Raw genomic sequence first — 12,961 nt, forward strand, 5'->3', positions numbered from 1 at the left:
TCAAGTAATTGTCAGCAGCTCTGTTCAGTAAGTTCATTTGTTCAGCTCTGAATAAAAGCCTTGTTAATCAAAGCTGTTCTGGATTCTAAAATACCTTGTTTTTAAATTGGTCCTTAAATTAATCATTTCTTCTTTCCATTGTTTGACAATTGCCTGATTGCTGACAGGTGAGAAAGTAAAACTAAAGGTACCACACAGCAGGGTAGCCAGATAAATGGAAAATATAGAACTGCAATATTGGGCTGGTTAAAGGCAAATTGCTGAAATGGAAATGGAGCAGATAAAACGGCATTAATTACAATATTTATAAGCAATCCGAGGCAGATCACATTCCAGATTAAAATAATTTTTCGTCCAAATCGTTTTTTGACAAATGCAAAATAGAAAATCAAAGGAGCGGTAATTCCCGATAAAACATCGAAGTTTCTTCCTTCAAAGGTCATCAGTTCAGGAATGACTTTTGAAGTGAACAGGAAGTAGAGGACTATTTCAACCTGAATCCGAATTGTATGTAATATCGTAAGACTTTTTAAGTTCAAACTGTCAATAAAATTTCTGCCTTTAGGACTCATAAAAAGCCCGGCGATGGCAAGAAATGGTGGCAGGACCAATAATAGAAATCTGGGTGGGAAAGTATCTGTCACCGTATAAAACCCTGAACTTGCAATGAAGGCCTGAACTGCCAGCCAGATCAGAATTACCATTAAAACTGGTTTTGAATTGCCGGCAGCTTTATAAAAAATCCAGGCTGTAGCGATTGTTGTTAATCCGAAAAGTATGCTGATGTAAGATGGTAAATTTTCCATTAATTGAACTCTTTCTCAAATATGTATTTAATGATTTTGTATATCCGGAGCTTTATTATTTGTTATCCCTTAGTTTCTCTTTTTTAAGCAGTTTATTTAAGGTCTCCGCAATTCTTTCAACTTTTGTCCTCTCAGTTTTTGCAGAATAGATCCAGTCAATAAATTCCTTTTTTTGCCCATCAGTATAACATAAGAATATTTCATAGGCAATGGGGTCTGTTTTAAGGCAGTCTAAGAATTCCTCAGGTATTTCAATTGGATTTGTATCTGCATACAATGTTATTTGAACCCAATCACCTTGCTTCTTGGCAATCTTTTTTCTGATCTCTGCTTTAACCGGTAAAAAAAGCTTGCCATTACCCATTGGCATCAGTTTGTAGTTCTTAATCTCAAAATTATCAATCCAACCTCTTACTTTAACCCAGCCAAAAGGCGAACTTTTGTCCTGCAAAACTTCGGGAATGGCAGCATAGGTCCAGCCACCCTTGCCTGGATATTTTTCAAGCAGATATTTCCTGTCGACTAAAGGCTTTACTGTTTTCATTTTTTTTTGGAGTTTTTATTCTTCCTTCACACCTTCCCAAGCCATTGCAACTTTACCCTTAGTGCGCATGGCTTCAATATAGCCAAGGGCTTCCGGTATTTTTTTTATATTGGAAAGTCTTTTCTATATGAACTTTAATTTTCTCATTTTGTATTAGAGAGGCCAGAATCTCCAGGTCTTTAGTATTTGCTTCTGCCGTAAATTGTGCGAGAGGAAATTTACTGAATACACTTTTTAAAAGTACCGAGATCATATGTCCAATCGTTGTAAAACCTACCATCACACCACTATGTCCCATACGCTTAAAATCTTCAAATGAAAGATTGCCTTGAGTATCAATAATCAGATCATATTTCCCCATGTGCTCATGTATGTTTTCTTTATCGTATGGAATCACCTGATCAGCCCCTAAATCCCTTACAAAGTCAATATTTCTGCTTGAACAAACAGCACTTACCCTGGCACCATAAGCCTTTGCAATTTGAACAGCGAAATGAACACTTAATAACTGTTACAACTTTATAATCCGCGATCCCTGATAGATAATTTGAACAAACAGACTTGATTTTTCGACCGCGTAAGCACGGGCATTTAATTCTTCTACTATTTTCTGTACATCTCTCTATTTAACATTAATAGCCAATAGATGCAAGTCTGCATCTGTTCTATATTCTAACATCCAGATATTTTCTCCGCATTTTTCGATTTTTTCACCCCATACTTTGCCCCTGTTTTGGAAAGGTTTAGTTTCGGTATTTACAGCACATTGTTGAACAGAACACGAGAAAAAAAATATGGAAAGAATTATTACCGTCCAGATACTCTTAATTACCTCCATTTGATTCATAACTATTTATTTGTTGATTTCTATATTTAAATCAAATTAGCCAAATCGCAAGGACCAGTTCTCCTAATGCCATCGGTAAAGAAAGAATATTTTCTATTAGCTCTTTATAGATTTGATATGACGGAATAAGAAGGCTACCTGTGTTATCAAAGAAACAGCACAATCCAACAATAGCTATAAAGTATCCTATAAACCTTGGTACGACTCTCGATTTAAAGATTATAATACCTAGCAGAAATACACAGGTGCACAATGACTTGGATATTTCTGAGGGGAAAGTTGAAGATTAAGAAGATCTCAACCTACCTCTTATTCTGCTTAATGATTCTGGCTTTACTCCCAAATAGCTTGCAATGTGGTATAGCGGGACTAATTGAAACAGCTCAGGCTTAGTTTTTATTAGGTTTTCATAACGCTCAGCAGGGCTCGATGAAAGATAGGTATTCATAGCACTTCTATAATTTGAATAATTCTTTTCGCTTTCAATTCTGCAAAGTGATTCTAATCTGGGAAAACGTTTGTGCATTTCCCTCTCAACCGCAAAGGGGAAGATCGAAATAATACATTCACACATACACTCCCAATTAATACTACTAGGAATCTCATTCAAAGGATTTCCAACGTTCGAAAGGCTATCCCCAGAGGTATAAAATTCAACAGTCTTTTCTTCTCCATCCTTATGGTAATATTCTCGGATGCAACCTTTAAAGAGGTGGTAAGTTGATCTAATAATTTGTCCTTCTTTTAACAGAAATACGCCTTTTTTGACTCTCTTGACATCAATCTTCCCAGCAAAAAAGTCTTTTTCCTCTTGGGTAGTTGCATTGGAATTTGACAGGGAGTCGATTATCTCTAAGACCTCATAATCAGGTTTTACTTTAGCGGGTTTTGATAGCTCATCTTTGAATTTCATAAATAAAAATAAAGATTAATAAGATAATTGCGAAATCACTGTTATCCGGGGAAAGTTGTAGTTAAAAATTTTACCGGACTGCCGAATTTAAAATCTGCTTCATATTTAGATCTTTTAAAATTATTTTGTCAGATATTGGAGCTATTAGTGGTCTAAAGGATCAAAACGCTTTTAAAGGAATGTTTTTTACCGGACAGCCTAAAATATTAGTGATTTTTTGAGTTTGCTGAACAATGGGGCTTGCTTTAAAAAAATCTTGTTTTTGAATCGTAATAAGGGATTTTGCTATAGTTTAAATTTTATCCGGACACTAGTGATTGCGAAATATCTTAATAATCTCCAAATACTCGGACTAACAAAAAAAAGAATTCTTTAAAAAATCGATAAAAATGGATTTTTCATATTGTTGGGGTTAATGATTAATCAAAAGTTAGAACTACATTCCCTTTTTTCTTTCCACTCATTACATACTCAAATGCATCACGAATTTCACTTATCGGGTATCTTTGGTCAATTAATGGCCTGAACTTATCTTTCTCAATCAACTCATTAATGAAAACCATGCTGCGATGTATTGAAAAAGGAAGTGGAAATTTTACTTTTTTTCCCTTTATAAATTGAGCTATTAATGCCAATAAAGGATTCTGCCAATATGGACCAAGTTCAGAAGAAACATAAATAGCATTGGGTTTCATGATCGGTTTACATTTCCAAAATGTACTCTTACCAACTGCATCAAATACAAAATCAAACTGATCATCCAATTTTGCGAAATCTTCTTTGGTATAATCAACCACCTTGTCTGCACCCATTGATTCCAGAACAGGTATATAATCGGTTTCGCAAGTAACCGTTACATGTATACCCCTATACTTCAAAAATTGTAAAGCCGCATTACCTATTGCTCCTGTTCCACCATTTAATAGTACTTTATCACCCTTCTTTAATACTACTTTATCTAAAAAATAAAAAGCATAATGTGCACCTTCCAAACTTGCTGCGGCCTGTTCATATGTAATCTTCCACGGCTTCTTTAAAATGGCTTTTTTTGTTGAAACACAAAAATAAGAAGCATGTGAACCAATTCCTTGATCAAAGAAACCATACACATCATCACCAATATTGAATTTGTCAACATCATCTCCTTTGGACACTACCACACCCGAAAAATCAGTACCAGTGACTTTAAGCCTGGGTTCTAATAGCCCGGTGAATAATCTAATTGCCCAGGGTTTTCCTGTAAGAACTCCACAATCAGATCGATTAACGGTAGTAGCTTTTACTTTTACCAATATCTCATCTTTTTGGGGAAAGGGAATATGGCTCCTTGTCGTCAAATTTATCACATCTGGCGAGCCATATTTATTCCGTATCGATGCTTTCATTCTATTTTCTTTGAAATTAAATATAAGACTTCTGGATCCCTTTTTCTTTCATTCAGGTTAACGCCTTTTTTATAAAACATTGATCTTTGACAGCAGTGATCTGCTTATCATTAATCAATGATCCTATACGGGAAATTCCTAGCCACTTTCCTCATCATTCGTTCTATAAGATCTGTTGAACATGCAATTACGTTCTCATCCATGGACTTGTAAAACCTCCAGAGTAATTCGCCATCCGTGCCGTTATTAAGGTTTAATGTGAACTTCCCGATACCTGTTCTTCCCCCAGCTCCGCTTACAAGGACCATCGTAGCGATGGCAAGGCCATCCGACTGTGTCTGCCTCATTTCAAATTTGCTGCTAAGAACAGCATCAACGCCTAAAGCGGTAGCTATTTCGGTTTTGGTAAACTTGTCGAGATTGCCTTCCATTCCCACCCTTTTCAACCGGAGAATTGTCTCATCCACAGTCTGGATGCTTATCGGATATTCATTTGAATGTCTTAATAGGTAGGTGTATAAGCTGCCCTGAATGCTGGTTGACATCTTTATTTCCTGTTCGCGGTCCGCCTCGGGATTGAAGTTCTTTGGTTGCTTCCGGTATGTGATCAGGACATCAGAAGGCAGGATGGCGATCGTTTTGTGGCTGGCGGTTGCTGTTGGTAGATTAGGGCTTTTAAATACTTGCTTGCTTCCCTCAAATTGAGCGAAGGCTATAAAAGGGACGAAGGAAATTAAATTCAGTAATCGTTTCATGTTGCTCGTTTCATTAATTATTGTTTAAAAGATTGAGATGCAAAACAACTCTATGTTTTAAACAAATTCCTTGACTTGGGTTATTAAATCAATGGAATTAAAAGAACTTAATAATAACAAACTCTCATTCTTGCTTTGTACGGTTGTAAATAACCTACGATTACTCTATACTAAAGGCAAACATAAAATCACTGGAACCGAAAAAATATTCCCCTGAGTCGAGATTTTTTATAGTCAAATAATAATATCCTTCTTTAATTTTTTTTACTCCATAGTTTATCTTTTCAAATGAAGTAGTAGTACTTGTCGCTTTAGCCTTTGAGGTAATAAAAACTCTTTGATCTTTCCTTACTTCAAATTGAACCAAATCAAACACGGATGTAGGATCTGTTCCAGGTGCGACTTTAATAATAAATAGTAATTCCTCTTGTTTTGGAATTTTAATGTTTGATGAAATACCGTTTAAGAAAAAACCACTCTCAGCACTAAATAAACCTTTGGCTTTTGCGATGGTATTGTATTGCGATTTTTCTAACTCAGTAATTTGTTTAGTTTTCGAATCAAAGTATACCGGTTTATCATTAAACTCAGGTAGATTATTTTGTGCGTTTGATATAAAACTGGAAATAAGGATAGTTATTAAAATAAGTGCGTTTTTCATGGATGTATTTTTGGTTTAAGGATATGCTATTGTTGATTCTTACAATCCATAAAAGTAAAATCAAATTTAGTCTAAAAGCTTAACTTAGGTTAAGAAATAATAGAGATCTTGTTTCCTGGGCGTCATAAGTGGTTTGATTCTACCTATCATTATTTGTTGTTTTAGCATCCTCAACAATTATTTATTTATTCAACTTTGTAAGCTTCCCCGAAAATGTAAGCTTCCCTGTATTTGAAGGTGCTTGTTCTGTAAGGCTTTCTTGATTAAAAATTCTTCCTGCATGATTCCCTATTTCAAATCATTATAATTCCAAGACTTTTTTTCAAATCAACTTTTTCCTTACGTCTTTCCAGGATTTAAACAAATAAATTATCATTTTATTTAATAGTATAAGTTATTTTATCTGTCTCGGAGATGCTAAAATAACCCAGACAATAATTCGATTCATTAGTTTGGTTGACTAAATTCCCTCTAATAGTTGATGCTGGAGAAGGCTGAAATGGCCCCCCGCTTCCTCCATTGGCAGTACTGATGAGTTTCTTCATGTAGTTAAAATGCCTTTGGGAGGTTTCTCTTAGTGTTATTTCTATGGTATCATCTTTCTTTAATTTATCTAATGAGTATACGCCAAATGCTTTATTACCTTGAAGTAGTTGATCGTCAAAAACATCGATACTTGGAAAAGCAGTATATGATGTAGAATAGGTAAATAGATAAAAATTATTTTGAGATGCAGCATCCTGAAAATTGACTTTTATACCATATTCATCTCTGTTTAGGCCTAAATCTGCTCTTTGTTCTACGTTTTCTATGGAGTTTACAGCGCTTAGTTTTTCTTGAGCTTTATAGGTTTCACCTTTATAAATAATGGTTAATGTATATGTTTCGCCTATAACAGGGATAAAATTACTGCAGCTATATTTTCCAGAGTGCCCTCCTGTATTTGGCTTTTCTAAAAAATCAAATCTCATATTTGATGAATTGGTAATGTAAACCGTCGCATTAGAAACTTTAGGTATTTCTTGATTATAATAACCGGTTGTAGTAGTTAGTTTAATGGTTTGATTTTTACCATTTGTTCCTTTTAACCAGGTTAAAGAGGCATCCACCACTAATCTGGGTTGTTCTGTATCTAATTTAACATCAACTACTTTTTCGCAACCACTCCATATAAATGCAAATAATATGGATAGTATAATTAATTTATTTTTCATGATTTTAAAATTTAAAGTTATAGGTAAAGCTAGGTACGGCACCAAAAATTGAAAGTCTTTTTGCTTCATTCTTGCCAGTTTCTTGATTTTGAGCAAATGAAATTGTAGAAGCGTTTTGTCTATTATAGATGTTATAAATACTAAATACCCATTCTCCTTGCCAGCTTTTTTGCTTTTTAGGTTTTGGAGTATAAGTGCCAGAAACATCTAAGTGATGATAAATAGGTAAGTTATTTTGATTTCTTAAACCGTAATTAGGTATATCAATTCCCTGGTACTGATACTTACTTTGTGGGTATGTAATTGGTTGTCCGGATTGTAGAGAGAAAATAGAACCGATACGCCACTTTTCATTCCATTTATAACTGGTAGTGATGGATATGTTGTGTAATTTATCTGCGGCAGATTTGTACCACTCGCCATTATTTATTCCTGTTTCTGATGCTGTTCTTCCTGGAGTTCGTTGTTCAGATCTGGATAAGGTATAAGAAAGCCAGCCAGTTAAACGCCCGGTGTTTTTACGCAATATCAATTCTAGGCCGTAAGATCTACCAATTCCGTTTAAAACAACCTGTTCCACAGCCTTATTAGCAATTAAATCTGTGCCATCTATATAATCTAGTTTATTTTTTATTTTCTTGTAATAACTTTCTATTTCTAAAGAATAAACATCTTCTTTAAAATTTTGGAAATAACCTACAGCAAATTGATCTAATATTTGAGGTTTTAAGAATTTATCACTAGGTGCCCAAATATCTAAAGGTGTTGGAGATTGTGTGTTTGTAAGAAGATGAAGATATTGGGACATTCTGTTATAACTTGTTTTTAAAGAATGATTATCATCAATTGCATAAGAAATAGCTACACGAGGTTCTAAATTTTTAAAATCGTCAATGACTTCGCTACGTTTATAGTTTTTTGTGCCGGTGGGTATTGCTTTTTCGTAAATCTTTAAGTCGTTGTTAAAGATTACCGCTTGGTTGTTGGCATAAGTAAACACTTCTTGTTGGCCTATGCGGCAAAACTCGCTGTAACGTAAACCGTAATTGATAGCCAACTTTTTGCTTACATTTTGTTCTAGATCCAAGTATATAGCAGGTTCAAAAGCGTATTTACGAGCCAACTGATCTTTGTTGAACTGCGAATTTATACCAATAGGATTTATTGTCCCTGGGTTAAAGTCATAATACTGCCCATTTAAGCCATAGGTAAGTTTTAAATTATTGCTGAGGTAGTGCTTAAAATCATACTTTAGATTAAGGTTTTGTATGCCGCTGGACCATTTAAAACCGGCAAAGCCAATCTCTAAACCGTAATAATAATCACTATAGATAACAGAAAGGTTAGAGAACAGCTTATCAGAAAATAGTTTGTTCCAACGTACATTAAGCACGGAATTTCCGTAGGTATTGATGAAATCTTTGTTCAGGTTAAACGCATCACGCCCAAAATATCCTGAGAGGTAAAGGTTGTTTTTGGGGTTAATTTTATAGCTTACCTTGGTGTTTAAATCATAAAAATATGCCGAACTTTGAATGTCGGTAAGTTTCAAAAACAAATGGGCATAAGAGCTTCTTCCTGCTAACAAAAATGAGCCTTTACCCTTGTCAATTGGTCCTTCGGCCATTAATCTGCTTGATATTAAACCAGTACCACCACTAAATTTTAAATCGTTTTTATTTCCTTCCTTCTGATAAATATCTAGAACAGAAGATAACCTTCCACCAAAACGAGCCGGTACCCCCCCTTTATACAGTTTTATGTCATTAATAGCATCGGCATTAAAAACAGAAAAGAAACCAAATAAATGAGATGAATTATAGATGGTAGCTTCATCTAGTAATATTAAATTTTGATCTGCACTTCCACCCCTTACATTAAAACCAGATTGCCCTTCTCCGGCATTGGTAACACCTGGTAGTTGTAGTATAGATTTTATTACGTCTACTTCTCCTAAAACAACAGGCATCTGTTTAATTTCTCTTACCGAAAGTTTATTGACGCTCATTTCTGGTCTCCTAATTTCTGCAATGTTATTTTCTCCACTTATTACAACTACTTCTGCTAAAGATTGGTGACTTGCTAGCAAAGAATAATCTTTTTTTATACTTGCTTTTATGTCTATAATATTCTCTTGAGATAAGTAGCCTAAATAGCCAATTTTAATTGTGTACTTACCCTTTGGAACTGTTAAAGAATAAAAACCATACTCATTGGTTACCGTTTCACTATTGATTTCTTTAATAAATACGCTTACGCCGATTAAAGACTCTGACGATGCTTGATCAGTAATTACACCGCTTATGGTAACCCTTTCTTGAGCAATTAATGCCGAAGAGCAAAGAAATAATAAAAGGAGTAATTTGAATTCTATTGATATTTTATTTTTCATCAATTTGATTTTAAATTGGGACAAAAGTATCCTCACTATGAACTAGAAATATGAAACTGAGTTAAGAACTACTTTTAAATTAATTGTTTGAAAATGATGGATCATGTTCCACAATTATTGGAACTAACTTTCCATCATCCTGAATTACGTTTGGTTTTTCACAAGTTGTAGGGCTTGTTATAGTAACAACCACATTAAAAAAATTAATTAATTTCATTTTATTTAATTGTTGATTTATTGTTTATTATAATTTTTTGACATATAGATACCATGCTGCCATTTAACATGAGATAAACAGGTTATCTGTAATACCGCCGGGTTCTAAGAACTTTATATTGGAAGGAGCTTTGTTAAATTAACAGAACACTGGCTTTTCACATTTGTGGATTTGCATAATTCTACTGGATTTAATGTAAGATGCCTCATCATCGTATACCAGGACATTGTGGATGTCGTTCCGCGTTTTACGAATTGGGTCGTCTGCAAATGAGAAAGCGATTAAAAGGATCCATGCCGTGACCTCTAGAATTTTAGTTTTCATGTATTTTAGAATAATTTAACAAATAATGGATTTGGTATCGACGGAAACATACTTTTGAAGTACATTTCTGTAATGCAAAAGTATATGCGATAAATTTTAAATTCCTTAACTTGGGTTATGAAATGAACATCTGTAGTCTGATAACTGAAAATGTCAACTTAGATGGAAAGACCAGCATGGCTTTTGAGTATTTTGCTACTACAAGGTTAATTTGCCAAAGCCACTAGTATTACTTATAAGAAAAAGCAATTTTGAAAATGAAAGAATAAAGGTGTTGGGTGGGTAAAAATAAAACTTGATATATCAGGAGACTACAACAGAAAACACGGGGGAGTACCGTGGCGTAATCAGATTGCTGATTGGAGCTTGGAATGTCTACCCTTATTATGTAATGAAAATACCACAAGATCAATGACCCGACCCCCGACCTTGAAATGTATTACATTCTTTCCCACTTCCTCAACGATGCCTGCAAAATCAGCTCCCAGGATTTTGTCCTTTGGTTTGAATAATCCAAACGTAAACCTGGCGAAAAATGGTTCTCCTCTCAGAATATGCCAGTCGGCTGGATTCGCTGAGTTTGCTGCAACCTTAACCAGAATATGATCATCTTTTATTATTGGTTTTTCAACTTCCTGTAATTGAAGTACTTCTGGGCCACCATATTTATATTTTGTAAAAGCTTTCATTTTCCTTGAGTTCTTTAAAGTTCCTGATTGTTTGTTAATCTGGCCACCTTGGATTCGTTTTTTCTTTGATGTTCATTACTATTTTTAGTTACAGTATTGGGTAAATCTAAATAACTGAGGATCAATAGGAGCGCAGGATTTTCTTTTTTCGTTTAGTTTTTTAAATGAATCTTGTCTTTATTAAGAGACCTTAAAAGACTCCTTAATCTGATCTTCTCTCCAAAAAGCCAAGTGTCTGATTCTCCGCTATGTGGGAGATTTTAACCTCTTAAAACTGTGGAAAACTTTTTTTGTGGGAGATAGTGGTAAAAAGTGGTAAGTTATTTACTTTTACAGTTGAATAATTATGTAATTACCCGGAATGTCCCATTTCTTAGGAGAATTTGATTGTAAACTTGATGCTAAAGGCCGGATGATGATACCATCCAGCCTGAAGAAACAGCTTCCCGAAGCTGAGCGTGAAGGACTTGTGATCAATCGTGGCTTTGAAAAGCATCTGGTTATTTACACTAAAAAGGAGTGGGATAGCATTACCGAAGAACTGAGTAAGCTCAATGCTTACGAAAAGAAGAGCCGTGATTTTATTCGCTATTTCACCCGGGGTGCCACCGAGCTTGCTCTGGATTCGGCAAACCGTATTCTCTTCCCAAAAGCTTTAATGGAATATGCCGGTATCAGCGGGGAGGTTGTCCTTTCGTGCGTACTGAATAAAATAGAGGTCTGGGCAAAAGATGCTTACGAATCTCAAATGGATAATGAGCCTGAAAACTTCGCCAATCTGGCCGAAGAGGTAATGGGCAGTATGGGAAGGAGGGCGCATGACTGATTATCATAATCCGGTGATGCTTCAGGAATGTATGGAAGGGCTGAATATTAAGCCGGATGGGATTTATGTTGATGTTACATTCGGGGGTGGTGGTCATTCCCGCGAAATATTAAAGCGCCTGGGTCCTAAGGGTCGTTTGCTTGCATTTGACCAGGATGCCGATGCTCAGAAGAATTTACCAAAAGATGATCGATTAACCTTTATTGATCAGAACTTCCGCTACCTAAAAAACAACTGCCGTTTGCAGGGCGCCATTCCTGCGGATGGTATTCTGGCTGATCTGGGTGTCTCTTCTCACCAGTTTGATCAGCCAGAACGGGGGTTCTCCATTCGCTTTGATGCCGACCTGGATATGCGTATGGATCAAGGGAGTTCACTTACAGCAAAACAGATTGTCAATACCTATAGTGAGGAAAAACTGCATCGCATCTTTGGAATCTATGGAGAGATCAAAAATGCTAAAACTCTGGCTCAGACACTGGTAACGCAGCGTCTGAACAAGCCTATTGATACAGTTGATGAGTTAAAAAAGGCCATTTCAAAACTAATTCCGAAAGGGAAAGAGAACAAATATCTGGCCCAGGTTTTTCAGGCGCTCCGTATTGAAGTAAACCAGGAGCTGGAGGCTTTGAAAGAGTTTTTAGAGCAAACGGTTGATGTACTTAAAGCTCAGGGCCGACTTGTTGTGATGTCTTATCATTCACTTGAGGACAGGCTGGTTAAGAATTTTATTGCCAAGGGTAAGTTTCAGGGTGAAGTGGAAAAGGATTTTTTCGGAAACCAGATCAAGCCTCTGGAAAGCATTACCCGTAAAGCGATTGTTGCTTCTGAAGAGGAAATTAAACTGAATAACAGGGCACGTAGTGCCAAACTGAGAATAGCAGTAAAAAATTAAGCTGATAAAGGCTTGAAGAATGAATAACCAATTTAAACAGGACAAAACAGAAGAGGAATTGGATCAGGAAACTGAACCTATAACTGAGCAATCAGAAAAGGCAGAGCTTCCGAAGAATTTCTTTACCCTGATGTTTACCGAAGGAGTAATTTCTAAGGAGTCGGCTACTCATTTGCTTCCATTTATTGTATTTATTGCCTTTTTGGCAATGATCTATATCGGGAACCGGCATTTTGCCGAAAACAATATCCGGGATATCGACAAGCTGAGCAAGGAAGTGAAAGAACTGAGCTGGGATTTTAAAACATTAAAAGCTGATCTGATGCTGAAAAGCACCCAGACAGAAGTAGCTAAAGAGGTGGATACACTGGGTTTGATTGAACCAAATGAACCACCGAAGAAGATTGTGATAAGAGAAGGGGAGTTTGAGTAATTAATTGAGAGTGGAGAATTGATAATTAAGGAAAATTTACCAACAAGATAATTGACAAAA

Annotated in this window: 13 protein-coding genes and 1 pseudogene; 3 read left to right on the forward strand and 11 right to left on the reverse strand. The window is 35.6% G+C overall.

Features of this window, described 5'->3' with window-relative positions; translation table 11 throughout:
- Positions 1-122 precede the first annotated feature (122 nt).
- The 11 genes and pseudogenes from VGE44_RS03370 to VGE44_RS03415 form a co-directional block, all read right to left on the reverse strand.
- Complete coding sequence (locus tag VGE44_RS03370) at positions 123-806, reverse strand: hypothetical protein (RefSeq protein WP_331076347.1); 684 nt, start codon at positions 804-806, stop codon at positions 123-125.
- Positions 807-861: 55 nt separating this feature from the next.
- Positions 862-1,350: a YdeI/OmpD-associated family protein gene (locus VGE44_RS03375; RefSeq protein ID WP_331076348.1), complete on the reverse strand. Its 489-nt coding sequence runs from the start codon at positions 1,348-1,350 to the stop codon at positions 862-864.
- A 73-nt stretch (positions 1,351-1,423) separates the two neighbouring features.
- A pseudogene (locus tag VGE44_RS03380) lies at positions 1,424-1,834 on the reverse strand (zinc-binding dehydrogenase); the annotation flags it as partial.
- A gap of 394 nt (positions 1,835-2,228) precedes the next feature.
- Entirely contained in the window at positions 2,229-2,450 is a 222-nt protein-coding gene (locus VGE44_RS18415; RefSeq protein WP_414649273.1) for a DUF4386 family protein, read from the reverse strand.
- 33 nt (positions 2,451-2,483) lie between these two features.
- Positions 2,484-3,110 (reverse strand): Crp/Fnr family transcriptional regulator, encoded by a 627-nt coding sequence (locus tag VGE44_RS03385; protein ID WP_331076349.1) that lies wholly within the window; start codon positions 3,108-3,110, stop codon positions 2,484-2,486.
- 419 nt (positions 3,111-3,529) lie between these two features.
- Positions 3,530-4,495, reverse strand: a complete 966-nt coding sequence (locus VGE44_RS03390; RefSeq protein ID WP_331076350.1) for an NAD(P)-dependent alcohol dehydrogenase — start codon at positions 4,493-4,495, stop codon at positions 3,530-3,532.
- Between the two features lie 110 nt (positions 4,496-4,605).
- Positions 4,606-5,250 (reverse strand): hypothetical protein, encoded by a 645-nt coding sequence (locus tag VGE44_RS03395; protein ID WP_331076351.1) that lies wholly within the window; start codon positions 5,248-5,250, stop codon positions 4,606-4,608.
- Positions 5,251-5,410: 160 nt separating this feature from the next.
- On the reverse strand, positions 5,411-5,911 hold the full coding sequence (locus tag VGE44_RS03400; RefSeq protein WP_331076352.1) for a hypothetical protein: 501 nt from the start codon (positions 5,909-5,911) through the stop codon (positions 5,411-5,413).
- A 377-nt stretch (positions 5,912-6,288) separates the two neighbouring features.
- Positions 6,289-7,125 (reverse strand): DUF4249 domain-containing protein, encoded by an 837-nt coding sequence (locus VGE44_RS03405; RefSeq protein ID WP_331076353.1) that lies wholly within the window; start codon positions 7,123-7,125, stop codon positions 6,289-6,291.
- A 4-nt stretch (positions 7,126-7,129) separates the two neighbouring features.
- Positions 7,130-9,517, reverse strand: a complete 2,388-nt coding sequence (locus VGE44_RS03410) for a TonB-dependent receptor (RefSeq protein ID WP_331076354.1) — start codon at positions 9,515-9,517, stop codon at positions 7,130-7,132.
- 888 nt (positions 9,518-10,405) lie between these two features.
- The gene (locus VGE44_RS03415; protein WP_331076355.1) at positions 10,406-10,747 is read right to left on the reverse strand and encodes an alcohol dehydrogenase catalytic domain-containing protein; all 342 of its coding nucleotides are present in this window, start codon (positions 10,745-10,747) and stop codon (positions 10,406-10,408) included.
- Between the two features lie 361 nt (positions 10,748-11,108).
- Between VGE44_RS03415 and mraZ the strand changes: the two genes are divergently transcribed.
- Genes mraZ through VGE44_RS03430 form a run of 3 tightly spaced genes read left to right on the forward strand, consistent with a single transcriptional unit; the run spans position 11,109 to position 12,901 of the window.
- A complete protein-coding gene (mraZ, locus tag VGE44_RS03420; protein WP_331076356.1) occupies positions 11,109-11,573 on the forward strand; it encodes a division/cell wall cluster transcriptional repressor MraZ in 465 nt (154 codons plus the stop codon).
- A complete protein-coding gene (gene rsmH / locus VGE44_RS03425; RefSeq protein WP_331076357.1) occupies positions 11,566-12,468 on the forward strand; it encodes a 16S rRNA (cytosine(1402)-N(4))-methyltransferase RsmH in 903 nt (300 codons plus the stop codon). The genes mraZ and rsmH overlap by 8 nt, the downstream gene beginning before the upstream one ends.
- 19 nt (positions 12,469-12,487) lie before the next feature.
- Positions 12,488-12,901: an FtsL-like putative cell division protein gene (locus VGE44_RS03430; RefSeq protein ID WP_331076358.1), complete on the forward strand. Its 414-nt coding sequence runs from the start codon at positions 12,488-12,490 to the stop codon at positions 12,899-12,901.
- Positions 12,902-12,961 lie beyond the last annotated feature (60 nt).

Source organism: Daejeonella sp. (assembly GCF_036405355.1).
GTDB lineage: Bacteria > Bacteroidota > Bacteroidia > Sphingobacteriales > Sphingobacteriaceae > Daejeonella.

What these genes read in the sequence shown, in the direction of transcription:
- VGE44_RS03370 (WP_331076347.1), bottom strand. Translation starts at nt 806, where the DNA reads ATGGAAAATTTACCATCTTACATCAGCATACTTTTCGGATTAACAACA.
- VGE44_RS03375 (WP_331076348.1), bottom strand. Translation starts at nt 1,350, where the DNA reads ATGAAAACAGTAAAGCCTTTAGTCGACAGGAAATATCTGCTTGAAAAA.
- VGE44_RS03385 (WP_331076349.1), bottom strand. Translation starts at nt 3,110, where the DNA reads ATGAAATTCAAAGATGAGCTATCAAAACCCGCTAAAGTAAAACCTGAT.
- VGE44_RS03390 (WP_331076350.1), bottom strand. Translation starts at nt 4,495, where the DNA reads ATGAAAGCATCGATACGGAATAAATATGGCTCGCCAGATGTGATAAAT.
- VGE44_RS03395 (WP_331076351.1), bottom strand. Translation starts at nt 5,250, where the DNA reads ATGAAACGATTACTGAATTTAATTTCCTTCGTCCCTTTTATAGCCTTC.
- VGE44_RS03400 (WP_331076352.1), bottom strand. Translation starts at nt 5,911, where the DNA reads ATGAAAAACGCACTTATTTTAATAACTATCCTTATTTCCAGTTTTATA.
- VGE44_RS03405 (WP_331076353.1), bottom strand. Translation starts at nt 7,125, where the DNA reads ATGAAAAATAAATTAATTATACTATCCATATTATTTGCATTTATATGG.
- VGE44_RS03410 (WP_331076354.1), bottom strand. Translation starts at nt 9,517, where the DNA reads ATGAAAAATAAAATATCAATAGAATTCAAATTACTCCTTTTATTATTT.
- VGE44_RS03415 (WP_331076355.1), bottom strand. Translation starts at nt 10,747, where the DNA reads ATGAAAGCTTTTACAAAATATAAATATGGTGGCCCAGAAGTACTTCAA.
- mraZ (WP_331076356.1), top strand. Translation starts at nt 11,109, where the DNA reads ATGTCCCATTTCTTAGGAGAATTTGATTGTAAACTTGATGCTAAAGGC.
- rsmH (WP_331076357.1), top strand. Translation starts at nt 11,566, where the DNA reads ATGACTGATTATCATAATCCGGTGATGCTTCAGGAATGTATGGAAGGG.
- VGE44_RS03430 (WP_331076358.1), top strand. Translation starts at nt 12,488, where the DNA reads ATGAATAACCAATTTAAACAGGACAAAACAGAAGAGGAATTGGATCAG.